At 67.3% G+C, this 17,889-nt stretch carries 15 protein-coding genes; 7 read left to right on the forward strand and 8 right to left on the reverse strand.

The genetic code is table 11. The features are described from left to right. Positions 1 to 96: 96 nt before the first annotated feature. Complete coding sequence (dnaB, locus tag AB0C82_RS22290) at positions 97 to 1,554, reverse strand: replicative DNA helicase (protein WP_362845188.1); 1,458 nt, start codon at positions 1,552 to 1,554, stop codon at positions 97 to 99. A 477-nt stretch (positions 1,555 to 2,031) separates the two neighbouring features. Between dnaB and AB0C82_RS22295 the strand changes: the two genes are divergently transcribed. After that, positions 2,032 to 3,369 carry an MATE family efflux transporter gene (locus AB0C82_RS22295; protein WP_362844700.1) on the forward strand — a complete coding sequence of 446 codons (1,338 nt, stop codon included), beginning with the start codon at positions 2,032 to 2,034 and terminating at the stop codon, positions 3,367 to 3,369. Positions 3,370 to 3,550: 181 nt separating this feature from the next. On the opposite strand, the gene rplI is transcribed toward AB0C82_RS22295, so the two are convergent. The 4 genes from rplI to rpsF form a co-directional block, all read right to left on the reverse strand. Next, complete coding sequence (gene rplI, locus AB0C82_RS22300) at positions 3,551 to 3,997, reverse strand: 50S ribosomal protein L9 (protein ID WP_018553905.1); 447 nt, start codon at positions 3,995 to 3,997, stop codon at positions 3,551 to 3,553. Positions 3,998 to 4,015: 18 nt separating this feature from the next. Next, the gene (gene rpsR / locus AB0C82_RS22305; protein ID WP_003967857.1) at positions 4,016 to 4,252 is read right to left on the reverse strand and encodes a 30S ribosomal protein S18; all 237 of its coding nucleotides are present in this window, start codon (positions 4,250 to 4,252) and stop codon (positions 4,016 to 4,018) included. 43 nt (positions 4,253 to 4,295) lie between these two features. Next, positions 4,296 to 4,925, reverse strand: a complete 630-nt coding sequence (locus AB0C82_RS22310; protein ID WP_362844702.1) for a single-stranded DNA-binding protein — start codon at positions 4,923 to 4,925, stop codon at positions 4,296 to 4,298. Positions 4,926 to 4,999: 74 nt separating this feature from the next. Continuing rightward, entirely contained in the window at positions 5,000 to 5,290 is a 291-nt protein-coding gene (gene rpsF, locus AB0C82_RS22315) for a 30S ribosomal protein S6 (protein ID WP_006604399.1), read from the reverse strand. A gap of 279 nt (positions 5,291 to 5,569) precedes the next feature. Between rpsF and AB0C82_RS22320 the strand changes: the two genes are divergently transcribed. The 3 genes from AB0C82_RS22320 to AB0C82_RS22330 all read left to right on the forward strand — a co-directional run bounded on the left by AB0C82_RS22320 (position 5,570) and on the right by AB0C82_RS22330 (position 8,241). Continuing rightward, on the forward strand, positions 5,570 to 5,884 hold the full coding sequence (locus AB0C82_RS22320) for a hypothetical protein (protein ID WP_362844705.1): 315 nt from the start codon (positions 5,570 to 5,572) through the stop codon (positions 5,882 to 5,884). A gap of 130 nt (positions 5,885 to 6,014) precedes the next feature. Next, the gene (locus tag AB0C82_RS22325) at positions 6,015 to 7,133 is read left to right on the forward strand and encodes a peptidoglycan bridge formation glycyltransferase FemA/FemB family protein (RefSeq protein ID WP_362844708.1); all 1,119 of its coding nucleotides are present in this window, start codon (positions 6,015 to 6,017) and stop codon (positions 7,131 to 7,133) included. 76 nt (positions 7,134 to 7,209) lie between these two features. Beyond that, positions 7,210 to 8,241, forward strand: coding sequence for an alanine racemase (locus AB0C82_RS22330; protein WP_362844711.1), 1,032 nt, complete (start codon positions 7,210 to 7,212; stop codon positions 8,239 to 8,241). Positions 8,242 to 8,263: 22 nt separating this feature from the next. On the opposite strand, the gene AB0C82_RS22335 is transcribed toward AB0C82_RS22330, so the two are convergent. Together AB0C82_RS22335 and AB0C82_RS22340 are read right to left on the reverse strand one after the other, a co-directional pair. Beyond that, positions 8,264 to 9,775 carry a glycosyltransferase 87 family protein gene (locus AB0C82_RS22335; RefSeq protein ID WP_362844713.1) on the reverse strand — a complete coding sequence of 504 codons (1,512 nt, stop codon included), beginning with the start codon at positions 9,773 to 9,775 and terminating at the stop codon, positions 8,264 to 8,266. A 135-nt stretch (positions 9,776 to 9,910) separates the two neighbouring features. After that, positions 9,911 to 12,646 carry a transglycosylase domain-containing protein gene (locus AB0C82_RS22340; RefSeq protein WP_362844715.1) on the reverse strand — a complete coding sequence of 912 codons (2,736 nt, stop codon included), beginning with the start codon at positions 12,644 to 12,646 and terminating at the stop codon, positions 9,911 to 9,913. Between the two features lie 390 nt (positions 12,647 to 13,036). Between AB0C82_RS22340 and AB0C82_RS22345 the strand changes: the two genes are divergently transcribed. The 3 genes from AB0C82_RS22345 (at position 13,037) to AB0C82_RS22355 (ending at position 16,293) form a co-directional block, all read left to right on the forward strand. Next, a complete protein-coding gene (locus AB0C82_RS22345) occupies positions 13,037 to 13,744 on the forward strand; it encodes a helix-turn-helix transcriptional regulator (protein ID WP_362844717.1) in 708 nt (235 codons plus the stop codon). A 62-nt stretch (positions 13,745 to 13,806) separates the two neighbouring features. Continuing rightward, positions 13,807 to 14,889 carry an inositol-3-phosphate synthase gene (locus tag AB0C82_RS22350; RefSeq protein ID WP_362844719.1) on the forward strand — a complete coding sequence of 361 codons (1,083 nt, stop codon included), beginning with the start codon at positions 13,807 to 13,809 and terminating at the stop codon, positions 14,887 to 14,889. Between the two features lie 123 nt (positions 14,890 to 15,012). Continuing rightward, positions 15,013 to 16,293, forward strand: a complete 1,281-nt coding sequence (locus tag AB0C82_RS22355; RefSeq protein WP_362844722.1) for an MFS transporter — start codon at positions 15,013 to 15,015, stop codon at positions 16,291 to 16,293. Between the two features lie 98 nt (positions 16,294 to 16,391). On the opposite strand, the gene AB0C82_RS22360 is transcribed toward AB0C82_RS22355, so the two are convergent. Beyond that, a complete protein-coding gene (locus AB0C82_RS22360) occupies positions 16,392 to 17,834 on the reverse strand; it encodes a CCA tRNA nucleotidyltransferase (RefSeq protein ID WP_362844725.1) in 1,443 nt (480 codons plus the stop codon). Positions 17,835 to 17,889: the final 55 nt, after the last annotated feature.

Genomic DNA, 17,889 nt, shown 5'->3' on the forward strand with positions numbered 1-17,889 from the left:
CGGCAGGTGATGCGGCGCTCACCTGCGTAGCTGGCAGGCTGTCTGGGACTTCAAGTCGGAGTCCGTCTCATCCCGAGACGCCACAGCACCCTGGGATCAGGTCTGCGCCATGTCCACGAAGCGCGAGTAGTGACCCTGGAACGCCACGGTGATCGTCGCCGTCGGACCGTTACGGTGCTTGGCCACGATCAGGTCGGCCTCCCCCGCGCGCGGTGACTCCTTCTCGTAGGCGTCCTCGCGGTGCAGCAGGATCACCATGTCGGCGTCCTGCTCGATGGAGCCGGACTCACGGAGGTCGGAGACCATCGGCTTCTTGTCCGTACGCTGCTCGGGGCCACGGTTCAGCTGGGAGAGCGCGATCACCGGGAGCTCCAGCTCCTTGGCCAGAAGCTTGAGGTTTCGGGACATGTCCGAGACCTCCTGCTGGCGGCTCTCGGCACGCTTGGAGCCACCGGACTGCATCAGCTGCAGGTAGTCGATGACCACGAGCTTGAGGTCGTTGCGCTGCTTGAGGCGCCGGCACTTCGCCCGGATCTCCATCATGGAGAGGTTCGGCGAGTCATCGATGTAGAGCGGGGCCGCGGAGACGTCCGGCATACGGCGGGCCAGCCGCGTCCAGTCCTCGTCCGTCATCGTGCCCGAGCGCATGTGGTGGAGCGCGACCCGGGCCTCGGCGGACAGGAGTCGCATCGCGATCTCGTTGCGTCCCATTTCCAGGGAGAAGATCACGCTGGGCAGATTGCTCTTGATCGAGCACGCCCGGGCGAAGTCCAGGGCCAGCGTGGACTTACCCATGGCCGGGCGGGCCGCGATCACGATCATCTGGCCGGGGTGCAGGCCGTTCGTCAGGGCGTCGAGGTCGGTGAAACCGGTCGGCACACCGGTCATCTCACCGCTGCGCGATCCGATCGCCTCGATCTCGTCGAGAGCGCCCTCCATGATGTCGCCCAGCGGCAGGTAGTCCTCGCTGGTGCGCTGCTCGGTGACGGCGTAGATCTCGGCCTGGGCGGAGTTGACGATCTCGTCGACGTCCCCGTCGGCGGCGTATCCCATCTGCGTGATCTTCGTGCCCGCCTCGACGAGACGGCGCAGTACGGCGCGCTCGTGGACGATCTCCGCGTAGTACGACGCGTTCGCCGCGGTCGGCACCGACTGCACGAGGGTGTGCAGGTACGGGGCTCCGCCGACCTTGGTGATCTCGCCGCGCTTGACCAGCTCCGCCGCCACGGTGATCGGGTCGGCCGGCTCGCCCTTGGCGTACAGGTCGAGGATCGCGGTGTAGACGGTCTCGTGGGCCGGGCGGTAGAAGTCGTGGCCCTTGATGATCTCGACGACGTCGGCGATGGCGTCCTTGGACAGCAGCATTCCGCCCAGCACCGACTGCTCGGCGTCCAGGTCCTGCGGAGGGACACGCTCGAAGCCGGGAGAGCCACCGTCCCAGCTGCCCTCGCGACCCCGGTCGTGCTGTTCGTCGCGCCCCTTGCCGTCACCGCGGCGCTTACGGGAAACGGGCAGACGGTCACTGGGACCGGTGTCGGCCCAGGGGTCGTCCAAAGGCTCAGGGATACTCACCCGGCCACCTCCTCCCGTCCGCTTCGCGGACCTAGCCGTGCCACTCTTTCTTACGGCACGGCACCGACAAACAAGACGCCCGACTCCGGTTCCGGCACGAAGAGTTCTGCGGGGCTCCAAGGCCATTTCGGAGTGCGGGCGCCGGACCACGGTAGGCCGCTCAGCACCGTCAGCCAATCTGGTTATCCACAGGGCATGTGGACGACGGGCCAGATGCTGTGGAGAACTCCTCGGAACCTGTGTACGGACCGGGGGACAGCACTGTGGACAAACTCATACCAGCCTCACCACCACAGCCCTGACCTGCACTTTTGCCGTCCACTGGCTGTGGGGAAGAAATTCTTTTGCACTCAGATCAAGATCACGGCAAACGGTGCACAGCAGAACTCCGGACGGTGACGAAAGTAAGGAGTGCAGCACCATTGCATCTCTTACCTGTGGAAGATTAGATTGGCACTCATGACCAAGGCCCCCGTGACGTCCTCACTCAGCCGCCGACGGCACGACCGGGAGATCGTCGCCCTCGCCGTTCCGGCCTTCGGCGCACTCGTCGCCGAGCCCCTTTTCGTGATGGTCGACAGCGCCATCGTCGGGCATCTGGGAACGCCACAGCTGGCCGGCCTGGGTGTCGCCGCGGCCCTGCTGATGACCGGCGTCAGCGTCTTCGTCTTCCTCGCCTACGCGACCACTGCGGCGGTCGCCCGACGGGTGGGCGCGGGAGATCTGCCGTCCGCGATCCGTCAGGGCATGGACGGAATCTGGCTGGCGCTCCTGCTCGGGGCCGCGGTCGTCGCCGTCACCCTCCCCACCGCACCCTGGCTCGTCGATGTGTTCGGCGCCTCCGACACCGCCGCTCCGTACGCGACGACGTATCTGCGGATCTCCAGTCTCGGGATCCCGGCCATGCTGGTCGTCCTGGCGGCCACCGGTGTCCTGCGAGGCCTCCAGGACACCAGGACCCCGCTCTACGTCGCCATCGGCGGCTTCGCCGCCAACGGCTTCCTCAATGTGGTCCTCGTCTATGGCGCGGACCTCGGCATCGCGGGCTCCGCCTGGGGAACGGTGATCGCCCAGGTCGGCATGGCCACCGCCTACCTCGTCGTGGTCGTAAGGGGCGCGAAGCGCCACGGCGCCTCCCTGCGACCCGACGCCGCCGGCATCAGGGCCAGCGCACAAGCAGGCGTGCCCCTGCTGATCCGGACGCTGTCCCTGCGTGCCGTCCTGATGATCGCCACCGCTGTCGCGGCCCGTCTCGGCGACACACACATCGCCGCCCACCAGGTCATCCTCGCGCTGTGGAGCCTCACGGCGTTCGCTCTCGACGCCATCGCCATCGCAGGCCAGGCCATCATCGGCCGCTACCTCGGCGCGAACGACGCCAAGGGCGCCCGCGAGGCCTGCCGTCGCATGGTCGAGTGGGGAATCATGGCCGGCGTCGCCCTGGGCATCCTGATCGTGCTGGCACGCCCCCTGTTCATCCCGCTCTTCACCAGCGACCCGTCCGTGCGGGACACGCTCTTCCCCGCTCTGCTGGTGGTGGCACTCTCGCAGCCGATCGCCGGGGTGGTCTTCGTCCTGGACGGCGTGCTGATGGGTGCCGGAGACGGCCGCTACCTCGCCTGGGCGATGCTGGTCACTCTGGCGGTGTTCGCTCCGGTGGCTCTCCTGATCCCCACGTTCGGCGGTGGCCTCACGGCTCTGTGGTGGGCGATGACCCTGATGATGGCCGTTCGGCTGGTAACCCTCTGGCTGCGCGCACGCTCGGGACGGTGGATCGTCACCGGCGCGACGCGCTGACATGGAAGCGCTGGTGCGGACGCACATCCGGACTCCGCTCCGGACGTGCATCCGGACGCCCTGAGCGGATCTCACGTTTCACGTGAAACGGACCCGCGCTTCAAGCCGAGCGGGGCCGGGAACGACGAAGGGCCGCACCCATGGGGTGCGGCCCTTCACCTAGCTCTGATGAGCTGTGCCCTTAGGCAGCAACGACCTCGATGCCGAGCTTCGCAGCGACCTCGGGGTGCAGACGCACGGACACCTGGTGTCCGCCAAGCGTCTTGATCGCCGAGCCGAGCTCAACGCGACGCTTGTCGACGTCCGGACCACCGGCAGCCTTGATCGCCGAGGCGATGTCGGCCGGGGTGACGGAGCCGAAGAGACGGCCGGCGTCGCCGGAGCGAACAGCCAGACGAACCTTGACGGCCTCGAGCTTGGCCTTGATCTCGTTGGCCTGCTCGATCGTCGCGATCTCGTGGATCTTGCGGGCGCGGCGGATCTGCGCCACGTCCTTCTCGCCACCCTTGGTCCAGCGGATGGCAAAGCCACGCGGAACCAGGTAGTTACGGGCGTACCCGTCCTTGACGTCAACGACGTCGCCTGCAGCACCGAGGCCGGAGACCTCGTGGGTGAGGATGATCTTCATGATTCGGTCACCCTTCCCTTATCGCGCGGTGGACGTGTAGGGCAGCAGCGCCATCTCACGGCTGTTCTTGACAGCCGTGGCGACGTCACGCTGGTGCTGCGTGCAGTTGCCGGTGACGCGGCGGGCACGGATCTTGCCACGGTCGGAAATGAACTTCCGCAGCATGTTCGTGTCCTTGTAGTCCACGTACTGGGTCTTGTCCTTGCAGAACGCGCAGACCTTCTTCTTAGGCTTGCGCACAGGCGGCTTCGCCATGGTGTTTCTCCTGTGTGATCAAGAAGTGGGGGTACGAGCTGCCCTAGAAGGGCGGCTCGTCCGAGTAGCCGCCGCCGGAACCAGCAGATCCACCGGAGCCACCGGAGCTTCCGCCCCAGTTGCCTCCGCCGCTCTGCTGACCCCCGCCTTGCTGGCCGCCGGCCGGTGCGCCAGTGGCCCACGGGTCGTCGGCGGGAGCACCGCCGCCGCCCTGCTGACCGCCGGCACCGGGACCGCCGCCCCAGTTGCCGCCGCCCTGCTGGCCACCGCCGTATCCACCCTGGCCGCCCTGGCCCTGGCCACCGCGACCTGTGGTCTTGGTGACCTTCGCCGTGGCGCTCTTCAGGCTGGGGCCGACTTCCTCGACGTCCAGCTCGTAGACCGTGCGCTTGACGCCCTCACGGTCCTCGTAGGACCGCTGCTTCAGCCGGCCCTGCACGACAACGCGCATGCCTCGCTGGAGCGACTCCGCGACGTTCTCCGCCGCCTGACGCCAGACCGAGCAGGTGAGGAACAGGCCCTCACCGTCCTTCCACTCATTGGTCTGACGGTCGAAGATGCGGGGAGTGGACGCGACACGGAACTTCGCGACCGCCGCACCGGACGGGGTGAAGCGCAGCTCGGGGTCGTCGACGAGATTGCCGACGACCGTGATGACGGTCTCGCCTGCCATGGGTGAACCTCTCGGCGGGGATTGCTTCTGGCTGCTTGCTGCTACTCGAACCCGATGACCGCTGAGCTAGAAGCTCAGTGGGTCTCGGGGCGGAGGACCTTGGTCCGGAGGACCGACTCGTTCAGGTTCATCTGTCGGTCGAGCTCCTTGACGACTGCGGGCTCAGCCTGCAGGTCGATGACCGAGTAGATGCCCTCAGGCTTCTTCTTGATCTCGTAAGAGAGACGACGACGGCCCCAGGTGTCGACCTTCTCAACCTTTCCGTTGCCCTCACGGACGACGGAGAGGAAGTTCTCGATCAACGGGGAGACTGCGCGCTCCTCGAGATCGGGGTCGAGGATGACCATCACCTCGTAGTGACGCATGTGGAACCCACCTCCTTTGGACTCAGCGGCCACGGTCGTTCCGTGGCAGGAGGGTCGTGATGCGTAAGCACGTGTGTCTCCGAGTAGAACAGTCGGCACTGACAACGCCCTCCATGGAGAGGAAACTGCCGAGCCGACCCGGGGCAGACACAGGTGCAGACCGTCCAGACTACCCGCAGAGGGGCTTCCGGTTGAAATCCGGTGCTCAGGAGCCGCAATCTGTACACATCGGGTGTGAGCGGCGCTAAGGTGCGCCGCCTTCGATCCGGGAGGTTCTCCATGGCACACGCAATGCGACGCCGTTCTTCCGTTTCCCTCTTCGCCACGGATGGCAAGGCTCATCCACTCCAGGACAGCCTTGTGGCGGTGACCCTGGTGCTGGGCGCGGTCGCCTTCGTGACCGCGATGTTCCACAACCTGCACCTGATCAGCTCCTGGGCCGGACTGATCGGAATCCTTACGGGTGCCTACGGGCAGTACGTCTCGGTGACCACGCGCGAGAGGTTCCCACTGATCGTCGGGCTCGGTGCCTCGGCCATCGGGTTCTTCCTCGGGATGGCCCACGGCGGCCTCTTCGGAGGCGTGCTCGGCTGAGGGGTCCTTCACCCGGCTGCCGAGTCGGGGCCCGTAGTGCCAGACGGGGCGCTCCCCGGTCACAGTAGGCTTCGGCGCGAGAGCCGGAGCCCCTGACCGATGGGGACACACCTGCCGAGGAGCGCCCCGCATGAGCCTGACCCTGAGGACCATCAGCCGAGAACAGCATCTGGCGTACATCCAGAGCCTGCCCTCGGCCAGTCACTGCCAGGTCCCGGCGTGGGCTGACGTGAAGACCGAATGGCGCTCGGAGAACCTGGGATGGTTCGACAAGAGCGGCGAGATGGTCGGCGCCGGCTTGGTCCTGTACCGCCAGCTGCCCAAGATCAAGAGGTATCTCGCGTACCTCCCCGAGGGCCCGGTCATCAACTGGTACGCGCCGAACCTGGACGACTGGCTCCAGCCGATGCTCGCCCACCTCAAGCAGCAGGGCGCCTTCTCCGTGAAGATGGGCCCGCCCGTCGTCATCCGGCGCTGGGACTCGGCCGCCATCAAGTCGGGCATCCAGGACCCGGACGTGAAGCGCCTGCGCGACGTCGAGGCCTCCCACATCGAGCCCCGCGCCTTCGAGGTCTCGGACCGGCTCCGCAAGATGGGCTGGCAGCAGGGCGAGGACGGCGGCGCCGGTTTCGGCGACGTGCAGCCCCGCTACGTCTTCCAGGTGCCGCTGGCCAACCGCTCCCTCGAAGACGTCCTCAAGGGCTTCAACCAGCTGTGGCGCCGCAACATCAAGAAGGCCGACAAGGCCGGTGTCGAGGTCGTCCAGGGCAGCTACGAGGACCTCGCCGAATGGCAGCGGCTGTACGAGATCACCGCGATCCGCGACCACTTCCGGCCGCGCCCGCTCTCGTACTTCGAGCGCATGTGGAAGGTCCTCAACTCCGAGGACCCCAACCGGATGCGCCTGTACTTCGCGCGGCACAACGGGGTGAACCTGTCCGCGGCCACGATGCTCGTCGTCGGCGGGCACGTCTGGTACTCGTACGGCGCGTCCGACAACATCGGCCGTGAGGTCCGGCCCTCGAACGCGATGCAGTGGCGCATGTTGCGCGACTCCTACGCGATGGGCGCGACGGTCTACGACCTGCGCGGCATCAGCGACTCGCTGGACGAGACCGATCACCTCTTCGGCCTGATCCAGTTCAAGGTGGGAACCGGCGGCGAGGCGGTCGAATACGTCGGCGAGTGGGACTTCCCGCTCAACAAGCTGCTGCACAAGGCACTGGACATCTACATGTCGCGCCGCTGACCCCCGCGACGCACGCTTCAGTTCGTTCCGCATACCTCTGATACACCGCAGCCACAAGAAAGGTTCCGGGCCGGCCATGGCGCTCTCCCTCTACGTAGACACCGCACGCTGGCGGGCGCACCAGAAGTCCGTGCTCGACCAGTTCCCCGGTCTCGTACCGGTCTGCAAGGGCAACGGATACGGCTTCGGGCACGAGCGGCTCGCCGACGAGGCGATCCGCTTCGGCTCCGACACGCTCGCCGTCGGAACCACCTACGAGGCAGCTCGTATCAAGGACTGGTTCAGCGGCGACCTGCTCGTCCTCACCCCGTTCCGGCGGGGCGAGGAGCCGGTGCCGCTGCCCGACCGCGTCATCCGTTCGGTCTCCTCCGTCGACGGTGTCCACGCGCTCGTGGGAGCCCGCGTCGTCATCGAGTGCATGAGCTCGATGAAGCGCCACGGTGTGAAGGAGGAGGAGCTGGGGCAGCTGCACGCCGCCATCGAGGACGTACGGCTCGAAGGCTTCGCCCTGCACCTGCCGCTGGATCGCACCGACGGCTCGGACGCGGTCGAGGAAGTCATCGGCTGGATGGACCGGCTGCGCGCGGCCAGGCTGCCGCTGCACACCATGTTCGTCAGCCATCTGCGGTCCGAGGAGCTGACGCGGCTGCAGCAACAGTTCCCGCAGACCCGCTTCCGCGCCCGCATCGGTACGCGGCTGTGGCTCGGCGATCACGAGGCGACCGAGTACCGGGGCGCCGTCCTCGACGTCACGCCGGTCGTCAAGGGTGACCGTTTCGGCTACCGCCAGCAGAAGGCGGCGTCCGACGGCTGGCTGGTCGTCGTGGCCGGCGGTACGTCCCACGGCGTCGGCCTGGAGGCCCCCAAGGCCCTGCACGGTGTGATGCCGCGTGCCAAGGGCGTGGCCCGGGCCGGCCTGGCCACGGTCAACCGGAATCTCTCGCCGTTCGTCTGGGCGGGCAAGCAGCGCTGGTTCGCCGAGCCGCCGCACATGCAGGTCTCGATCCTGTTCGTGCCGTCCGACGCGCAGGAGCCGAAGGTCGGCGACGAACTGGTGGCCCATCTGCGCCACACGACCACCCAGTTCGACCGCCTCGTCGACCGCTGATCACGACGGGGGCGGCCGCCCCTCAGTCGGCGGCCGGCCCCCGCGCGGCGCCCCACTCCACACGCTGCCCCACGGCCATGTGGGCGGCGTGCCGCGCCGGACGCGACGCCTCTCCCAGTACGAAGACGTCCGGGGCGTTGTCGATAACACCGCCCGACGGATCGTCGGACCCGTCGCGCCGTACGGGATCGCGGTCCGGCACGAGGATGTCCCGGACGACGACCGCGCAGATGTACAGCGTTCCCAGCAGGTGCAGGACGATCGCGATCTGGTAGCCCTCCTCCGGCAGCCCCTGGTGCTTGTCGCCGCTGGTCGTGTACGCGAGGTACAGCCAGATCCCCAGGAAGTACATGCACTCGCATGCCTGCCAGATGAGGAAGTCGCGCCAGCGCGGCCTGGCCAGGGCGACGAGCGGAATGAGCCAGAGCACGTACTGGGGTGAGTACACCTTGTTCGTCAGGACGAAGGCCGCGACGAGCAGGAGCGCGAGCTGCGCGAAGCGCGGCCGGCGCGGAGCCGCCAGGGTCAGACCCGCCAGTGCCAGCAGGGCCACCACCATCAGCAGGGTCGACCCCAGGTTCACCGTGTCGACGTCGATGGCCACGCCCGTGCGCTGCGTGATGATCAGCCAGAAGGAACCGAAGTCGAGCGGCCGCTCCCGGTTGAAGGTGTAGAACTTCTTCCAGCCCTCAGGCGCGAACACCATCACGGGCAGGTTGACCGCCAGCCAGGCGGCGGCCGCACCCAGCGCGGCGTGGAAGAACGCCCGCCACCTGCCCGCCCGCCAGCACAGCAGCAGGACCGGCCAGAGCAGCAGCGCGGGGTAGAACTTCGCGGCCGTTGCCAGCCCGATGAGAAGGCCGAACGCGAGGGCCCGCCCCCGGGACCACATCAGCATCGCCGCGGCCGTCAGCGCGACAGCCAGCAGGTCCCAGTTGATCGTGGCGGTGAGGGCCAGGGCGGGCGCCAGAGCGACCAGCAGGCCGTCCCAGGGACGCCGGCGGTGCGTCCGCGCGACGCACACCGCCGTGATGACGGCGCAGACCATCAGCATGCCCGCGTTGACCATCCAGTACATCTGCTCGCGCTGCTGTACGGGGTCGCTGTCGGGCGTCAGCGTCAGCCAGGACGCGACCTGCATGAACAGACCGGTCAGGACGGGGTACTCGAGGTACTTCATGTCGCCGGGCAGCTGATCGAAGTACGGCACGAGGCCTTCGGCGAAGCCGCGCCCGATGTACAGATGCGGAATGTCGGAGTAGCAGGCGTGCGTGTACTGCGAGGTCGTGCCCCTGAACCAGGCCCACTCGTAGCAGGGGATCTTCTGCACCATGCCGAGCGCGAACATCCCGATCGCGACCAGCGCGATGACACGCACAGGTGTCAGAGGGCCCTTGCCGAGCAGGGCCCAGCGGCCCACTCGTCCGCCGATCAGTTCGCTGCCGGCCGCGGCGATCTCGTCCCGGTGCGTGGGCCGCACGACGGGCCGCTCCTGATGCACGCTCGTGTCTTCTGCGCTTGGCATGCCGCACATCCTGCCGTACGGGGCTGTGCGCGAGGCGTGGGCCGCCCCGGGACACGGCGAGGGCCGCCGCACCTGGTGGTGCGGCGGCCCTCGCCGTCGTCGTAGGACAGGCCCGTCGCCGGGCGCTGTCCGGCCGGGGCCGGGCTATCCGCCGCCCCCGAACAGTCCGCCGTTCCCGTTGCCGTTCCCGCCGTTGTCGCCACCGTCGGTCGTCTCACCCGTCGTGCCGGTGGTATCGGATCCGTCGGTGGTCCCGGACGTATCGCTTCCCTCGATCGTCCCCTCGGTGGTCCCGCCGTCGTCCGTACCGGCGTTGGCGCCGCCGTTGTCCTTGCAGTCCTCCGAGCCCCACATGCCGCAGGTGTTGCTCGGCGTCGGGGTCGGGGAAGGTGTCGTCGGGGCCGGGGAAGGAGTCGTCGGCTCGTCCGAGGGGGTCGGGGAGGCGGTGACGCTCGGCGTCGGCGTCGGGCTGGCCGCACCCCCGCCGTACATCTTCTCGCCCCACGGCTCAGGCTTCGGGAAGTTCTTGACCTTCTGGCCCTTCATCGCCGTGGCCATGAAGTTGTGCCAGATCTGCGCCGGGAACGAAGCACCGTGGATCTTCTCCTCGCCACCGGTGCCGAACATCTTGAGGAACTCGCGCTCCTTGTTCTTCTCGTCGTCGTCCAGGCGGAACATGCTGATGGCGGTGGACAGCTGCGGGGTGTAGCCGACGAACCACGCCGACCGGTTGCCGTCCGTGGTACCCGTCTTCCCCGCCACGTCGCGGCCGGGCAGTTTCGCCGGCGTGCCCGTCCCGTTCTCGACGACGTTCTTCAGCACATCGGTGACGTTGTCCGCGATGATCGGGTCGAGCGCGCGCTTCTGCTTGGACTCGTGCTGGTAGACGGGCGTGCCCTTCTCCAGGACCTTGGTGACCGAGAAGGGTTCACGCTGCAGACCGCTGGTGGCGAACGTCGCGTACGCGCCCGCCATCCGGATGACGCTCGGCGACGACGTACCGATGGAGAACGACGGAACGTGCGAGTCGGCCATGTAGTCGTCGTCGCGCAGTCCGACAGCCATGGCGACGTCCTTCACCTTGTCGGTGCCGACGTCCATACCGAGCTGTACGAAGGGGGAGTTGGCGGACTGCTCCATGGCCTTGCGCAGGTCGATGTCGCCGTAGGACTCGTCGCCGTCGTTGGTCTGGAGCCACGGCTTGTCGTCGTCGCCCTTCCACACCTCGCCGTTGTACTTCTTGATCTCCAGCAGGTTGTCGCCGTTGTAGATGCTCTCCGGAGAGACCGGCGTGCGGTCCGACTTCTCCTGCGCCTCGCCGAGGCGGGGGTTGCGCTTCCCGTACTCCATGGCGGCGGCCAGCACGAACGGCTTGAAGGTCGAGCCCACCTGCGCACCGGTCGGGTCCGCGTTGTTGGTGTAGTGCTTTGTCGCGTCCCGGCCACCGTACGTGGCCTCGATCGCTCCGGTGCTCGGGTTGATCGACGCTCCACCGAACTGGACGTGGGTGTCCTTGTCGGGGCGCTTCTTCGGGTCGATGTTCGCCTTGTCGACGTCCTCGACGGCCTTACGGAGCTGCTCGACCCGGTTCTTCTTGAAGGTCGTGTGGATCTCGTACCCGCCCTGGGCGAGTTCGTCGGCGGTGATGTCGGTGTTGTTGAGGACGTACGACTTGGCGAGGTCGACCAGATACCCGGTCTGACCACCCAGCTGCGCGTTCTGCCGCGGCGACAGCGGCATGGGGAACTCGTCGTACGTCGCGCGCTCCGCCTCCTCCATCGTGCCGTCCTTGACCTGCTCGTCAAGGATCCACGTCCAGCGCTCCTCCGCGCGCTTCCGGTTCTTCTCCTTGGTGGCCCTCTCGCTGTCGACCTCGGGGGCACCGGCCGGGTCGAAGTAGGTCGCTCCCTTGAGCAGCGTGGCCAGGAAGGCGCACTGGCTCGGGTCGAGGTCCTTGGCGTCCTTGTTGTAGTACGTACGGGCCGCGGCCTGCAGTCCCCAGGCACCCCGGCCGTAGTACGAGACGTTGAGGTAGCCGGCCATCACGTCGTTCTTCCGCATCGTCCCTCCGACCTTGAGGGTGATGAACAGCTCCTTGAACTTACGGCTGACGGTCTGGTCCTGGGAGAGCATCGAGTTCTTCACGTACTGCTGGGTGATGGTCGAGCCGCCCTGGGTCTCACCGCCCTTGGCCATGTTGAAGAGAGCTCGGGCGATACCCATGGGGTCGATGCCCTTGTCATCCTCGAACGTCTTGTTCTCGGCCGAGATGACGGCGTTCCGCATGGCCGCAGGAATCTGCTCGTAGCTGATCACCTGGCGGTTGACCTCACCACCGGTCGCGACCATCTGCGTGTCGTCGGCCCAGTAGTAGACGTTGTTCTGCGCTCTGGCCGCGTCACTGACCTTGGGCGGCACGACCATCGCGTACGCGACTCCGGCCACGCCCATCAGAACGCCGAGGAAGCTGAGGCACACCCCGGAGACGAGCTTCCACGACGGTACCCAGCGACGGAAGCCGTACTTCCCGGAGCGCGGGTAGTCGATGAAGCGCTTCTTGCCCGGAGGGCCACCCGGGCCTCCCCGGCCGCGGCCGGGGCCGTCGTGGCCGCCACCGCCGCCGCCTCCACCGCGCCTGCGGCCTCCGCCGCCGGCCCCGGAGCTGAGCTCCTCGGCGCCTCTGCGACGTCCACCGCGCTGGGCGGCACGACGGGCCTCGGCGCGGCTGCCGTACTGGCGTTCCTCGCCGTACGCGTCGGACGGTGATTCATTGATAACGCTGCGTGACGATGCGTCGCGCCCGGCAGGCTGGGCGGCTCGTCTGGCCGCTGCGCGTCCGCCACCTTGCGGTTGCGACGTTTTGCGACGGTGCTCGCTCATCGAACGACTACTCCTCGGGCAGGCGAGAGCGCCTGGAAGCGGCAGTTGAGATCCGGTCCCCCCGAATTACGGACAAACCCTGCGGAGGGCTCACCCGCAGCACATCCGGCAGTCCGCGATAACTGACGCTCACAAGCGCCACGCGGTTCCCGGTGGTCTGCATGGCGCCCAGACTACGCACGGCCAAAACGCATCTTGCGCCGAACTTCACCCCAAATGACGCAAGTCGCTTCCTACGAATTAGTGATGTGACGCCGCTCACGAAGGCCGCCCTTGTCGAAGCGGCCTCGTCGATCTATCGTGCTGATGTATCGAGTCGATACATCAGCGCGGCATAAGCTCCCCTCAGGAGCTCCGCGGGAGCATCCGGCGAAGGAAGAGGGGGCGAAGGTGAGCAGACGCTCAGGCATCCTCGAATTCGCCGTACTCGGCCTCCTCCGCGAATCCCCGATGCACGGTTACGAGCTGCGCAAGCGCCTCAACACCTCGCTCGGGATCTTCCGCGCCTTCAGTTACGGCACGCTCTACCCCTGCCTCAAGACGCTGGTTGCCCAGGGCTGGTTGATCGAAGAACCGGGAAATGCTCCGGCAGACCTTCCTCCCACCACGGGCCGGGCGGTCGCTCCCACGTCTTCACTCGCAGGGCGCCGGGCCAAGATCGTCTATCGATTGACGGCAGAAGGTAAGGAGCACTTCGAGGAGCTCCTCTCGCACACCGGCCCGGACTCTTGGGAGGACGAGCACTTCGCGGCTCGTTTCGCCTTCTTCGGGCAGACGGAGCGGGACGTGCGGATGCGCGTGCTGGAGGGCCGGCGCAGCAGGCTCGAGGAACGCCTCGAGAAGATGCGCGCCTCGCTCGCCCGCACCCGTGAACGACTCGACGACTACACGCTTGAGCTGCAGCGGCACGGCATGGAGTCCGTGGAGCGCGAAGTGCGCTGGCTGAACGAGCTCATCGAGAGCGAACGCTCAGGACGGGACCAGCGAAGGCCCCCGACCGAGGGTTCCCCTCAGCAGGACACATCAGCAGAAGCGGGCGGCCTGCCCCGGCACCGGGATTCCACCCGGCCGGATCCGTCCGACGACACCACCAAGTGAAAACCCCGCAGGTCCGCAAGGGCTCAGTGGGGAACACCGAGAACACACAGGGAGCAATCGGCATGGGTTCGGTTCGCGTAGCCATCGTTGGTGTAGGCAACTGCGCCGCCTCGCTGGTGCAGGGCGTCGAGTACTACAAGGACGCCGATCCGGCCGGCAAGGTGCCCGGTCTGATGCACGTCCAGTTCGGCGAGTACCACGTCAGCGACGTCGAGTTCGTCGCCGCCTTCGACGTCGACGCGAAGAAGGTCGGCCTCGACCTCGCGGACGCCATCGGCGCCAGCGAGAACAACACCATCAAGATCGCCGATGTGCCGAACACGGGCGTGACCGTTCAGCGCGGCCACACCCACGACGGTCTGGGCAAGTACTACCGCCAGACGATCGAGGAGTCCGCCGAGGCCCCGGTCGACATCGTCCAGGTCCTCAAGGACAAGCAGGTCGACGTCCTCGTCTGCTACCTGCCCGTCGGTTCCGAGGTCGCTGCGAAGTTCTACGCGCAGTGCGCCATCGACGCCAAGGTCGCGTTCGTCAACGCTCTCCCGGTCTTCATCGCCGGCACCAAGGAGTGGGCGGACAAGTTCACCGAGGCCGGTGTCCCGATCGTCGGCGACGACATCAAGTCCCAGGTGGGCGCCACCATCACGCACCGCGTGATGGCGAAGCTCTTCGAGGACCGCGGTGTCATCCTGGACCGCACGATGCAGCTGAACGTCGGCGGCAACATGGACTTCAAGAACATGCTCGAGCGTGAGCGCCTTGAGTCCAAGAAGATCTCGAAGACGCAGGCCGTCACCTCGCAGATCCGCGACCGCGAGATGGGTGCGGACAACGTGCACATCGGTCCGTCGGACTACGTGGCCTGGCTGGACGACCGCAAGTGGGCGTACGTGCGCCTTGAGGGCCGCGCGTTCGGCGACGTTCCGCTGAACCTCGAGTACAAGCTCGAGGTGTGGGACTCCCCGAACTCCGCCGGTGTCATCATCGACGCCGTGCGCGCAGCGAAGATCGCCAAGGACCGCGGCATCGGCGGCCCGATCCTCTCGGCGTCCTCGTACTTCATGAAGTCCCCGCCGGTGCAGTACTTCGACGACGAGGCCGCGGCCAACGTCGAGAAGTTCATCGCGGGCGAGGTCGAGCGCTGAGCAGCCGTTCACGGCGCACAGCCTGAACGAGGCGATGAGCGCTAGCGCTCCTCCCTGTTCCGCATGTTGAGGGTCCCCGGGCAATCCGCCCGGGGACCCTCAACATGTGTGACGCTTGCTCACATGCCTGTCGTGCGTGATCTGCGCGTGCTCCTGCGCGTCCGGTACTTCCGTCGTCTTCTCGCGGTACGGCTTCTCTCCCAGTCGGCCGACGGCGTCTACCAGGTCGCTCTCGCCACGTACGTCGTCTTCTCCCCGGAGAATCAGGCGACGCCCGGCGCCATCGCCTCGGCAATGGCGGTGCTGCTGCTGCCGTACTCCCTCGTCGGCCCCTTCGCCGGAGTCCTCCTGGACCGCTGGCCGCGCCGCCAGGTCTTCCTGCACGGGAACCTCCTCCGCGCGGTGCTGGCCTGCTGTACGGCCCTGCTGATCCTCAGCTCCGTACCCACCTGGCTCTTCTACGCCTCAGCCCTCTGCGTCACCGCGGTCAACCGCTTCGTGCTCGCCGGTCTGTCGGCGGCGCTCCCGCGCGTGGTCGACGCCGACCGGCTCGTCATCGCCAACTCCCTCTCACCGACGGCCGGCACGCTGGCAGCGACAGCGGGGGGTGGTCTCGCTTTCGCCGTACGCCTTCTGGCCGACGGGTCCGATGCCGCGGTGGTCCTGCTGGGGGCGACGCTCTACCTCACCTCGGCCGCGGCTTCGCTGAGCCTTCCGCGACGACTGCTCGGCCCGGATGCGGACGCGAGCCACCTACGGCTTCGTGAGGCGCTGGCCGACACCGCCCGCGGGCTGGCTGCCGGACTGCGCCATCTGGCGGAGCGGAAGGACGCGGCGCGCGCTCTCGCGGCCATGACGGTGATGCGGTTCTGCTACGGGGCCCTGACCGTGATGGTGCTGATGCTGTGCCGGTACGCATGGTCCGACTCGGAGTCCGACGGCCTGGGCCTGCTCGGGCTGGCGCTCGGAGCCTCCGCAGCGGGATTCTTCGCAGCTGCCGTAATGACTCCCTGGGCCGTGGGGCGCCTGGGCAGGTTCGGCTGGATGGCGCTGTGCGCAGGCACCGCCGCCGTTCTGGAACCGGCACTGGGGCTGCCATTCGTGCTCGGGCCGATGCTGGTCGCGGCCTTCGTGCTCGGTCTCGTGACACAGGGGGCGAAGATCGCCACGGACACGGTGGTGCAGACCTCGGTGGACGATGCCTTCCGAGGCAGGATCTTCTCGCTCTACGACGTGCTGTTCAATGTCGCCTTCGTCATCGCCGCGGCACTGTCGGCTCTGGTGCTACCCGCTGATGGGCGCTCGGTCACCGTGGTACTGGGAGTCGGCGTGCTCTACGCGGCGGTCTCCTTGGCGACGTTCCGATGGAGAAGCGCCAGGGGAGTACCGACCGGGACCACCTGACGCCGAGGGGCGCTGTTTCACGTGAAACAGCGCCCCTCGGCACACCTCCGCGCTTACGGCCCGGTCATGTTTCACGTGAAACATGACCGGGCCCGGCCTCAGTTCTGTGTGGCCCACCACTCCTTGAGTGCGGCCACGGCCGCATCGCGCTCCATCGGCCCGTGCTCCAGCCTCAGCTCCAGCAGGAAGGCGTACGCCTTGCCGATCACCGGCCCCGGGCCGACGTTCAGGACCTTCATGATCTCGTTGCCGTCCAGGTCGGGCCGGATCGAATCCAGCTCCTCCTGCTCCTGCAACTGGGCAATGCGCTCCTCAAGGCCGTCGTACGTCCGCGAGAGAGCGTTCGCCTTGCGCTTGTTCCGCGTCGTGCAGTCCGAGCGGGTCAGCTTGTGCAGACGCTCCAAGAGGGGGCCGGCGTCACGCACATACCTGCGGACCGCGGAGTCGGTCCACTCCCCGTCACCGTAGCCGTGGAAGCGCAGGTGCAGTTCGACGAGCTTCGAGACGTCCTTGACCAGGTCGTTGGAGTACTTGAGGTCGGTCATCCGCTTCCGCGTCATCTTCGCGCCGACCACTTCGTGGTGGTGGAAGGAGACACGGCCGTCCGTCTCGAAGCGTCGAGTGCGCGGCTTGCCGATGTCATGCAGCAGAGCGGCAAGCCTCAGCACGAGGTCGGGCCCGTCCTCTTCGAGGTCGATGGCCTGCTCGAGAACGGTCAGCGAATGCTCGTAGACATCCTTGTGGCGGTGATGCTCGTCACTTTCCAGGCGGAGCGCGGGGAGCTCCGGCATCACATGGGCTGCCAGGCCTGTGTCGACCAGCAGACCCAGACCCTTGCGTGGGTGAGTGGAGAGGAGCAGCTTGTTGAGTTCCTCACGGACCCGCTCGGCCGAGACGATCTCGATCCTCCCGGCCATGTCCGTCATCGCCGCGATGACGTCCGGGGCGACCTCGAAGTCCAGCTGTGCGGCGAACCGGGCCGCGCGGAGCATCCGCAGCGGGTCGTCCGAAAAGGACTCCTCCGGAGTCCCAGGCGTACGCAGGACGCGCTCCGAGAGGTCCTTCAGGCCGCCGTGCGGGTCCACGAACTCCTTCTGCGGCAGAGCGACGGCCATCGCGTTGACCGTGAAGTCCCGGCGCACGAGGTCTTCCTCGATGGAGTCACCGTAGGAGACCTCGGGCTTGCGCGACGCCCTGTCGTACGCTTCCGACCGGTATGTCGTGACCTCGACCTGGTATCCGTCCTTCTGGCACCCGACAGTGCCGAAGGCGATCCCGACCTCCCACACCGAGTCCGCCCACGGACGGACGATCTTGAGCACGTCCTCGGGGCGAGCGTCGGTCGTGAAGTCCAGGTCGTTCCCGAGCCTGCCGAGCAGCGCGTCACGGACCGAGCCACCGACCAGCGCGAGGCTGAACCCCGACTCCTGGAATCGGCGGGCAAGGTCGTCGGCGACAGGGGACACCCGCAGCAGTTCACTGACTGCGCGGTGCTGCACCTGGCTCAGTGCACTGGCGTTGTCTTCGTTGGCGTTCGGCACAACAGAAAAGGGTACGTGCACCGACCGGCCCGGGCGTCATTGTTTCTTGTGACCC

The organism is Streptomyces sp. NPDC048560, assembly GCF_040650955.1.
Classification (GTDB): Bacteria; Actinomycetota; Actinomycetes; order Streptomycetales; family Streptomycetaceae; genus Streptomyces.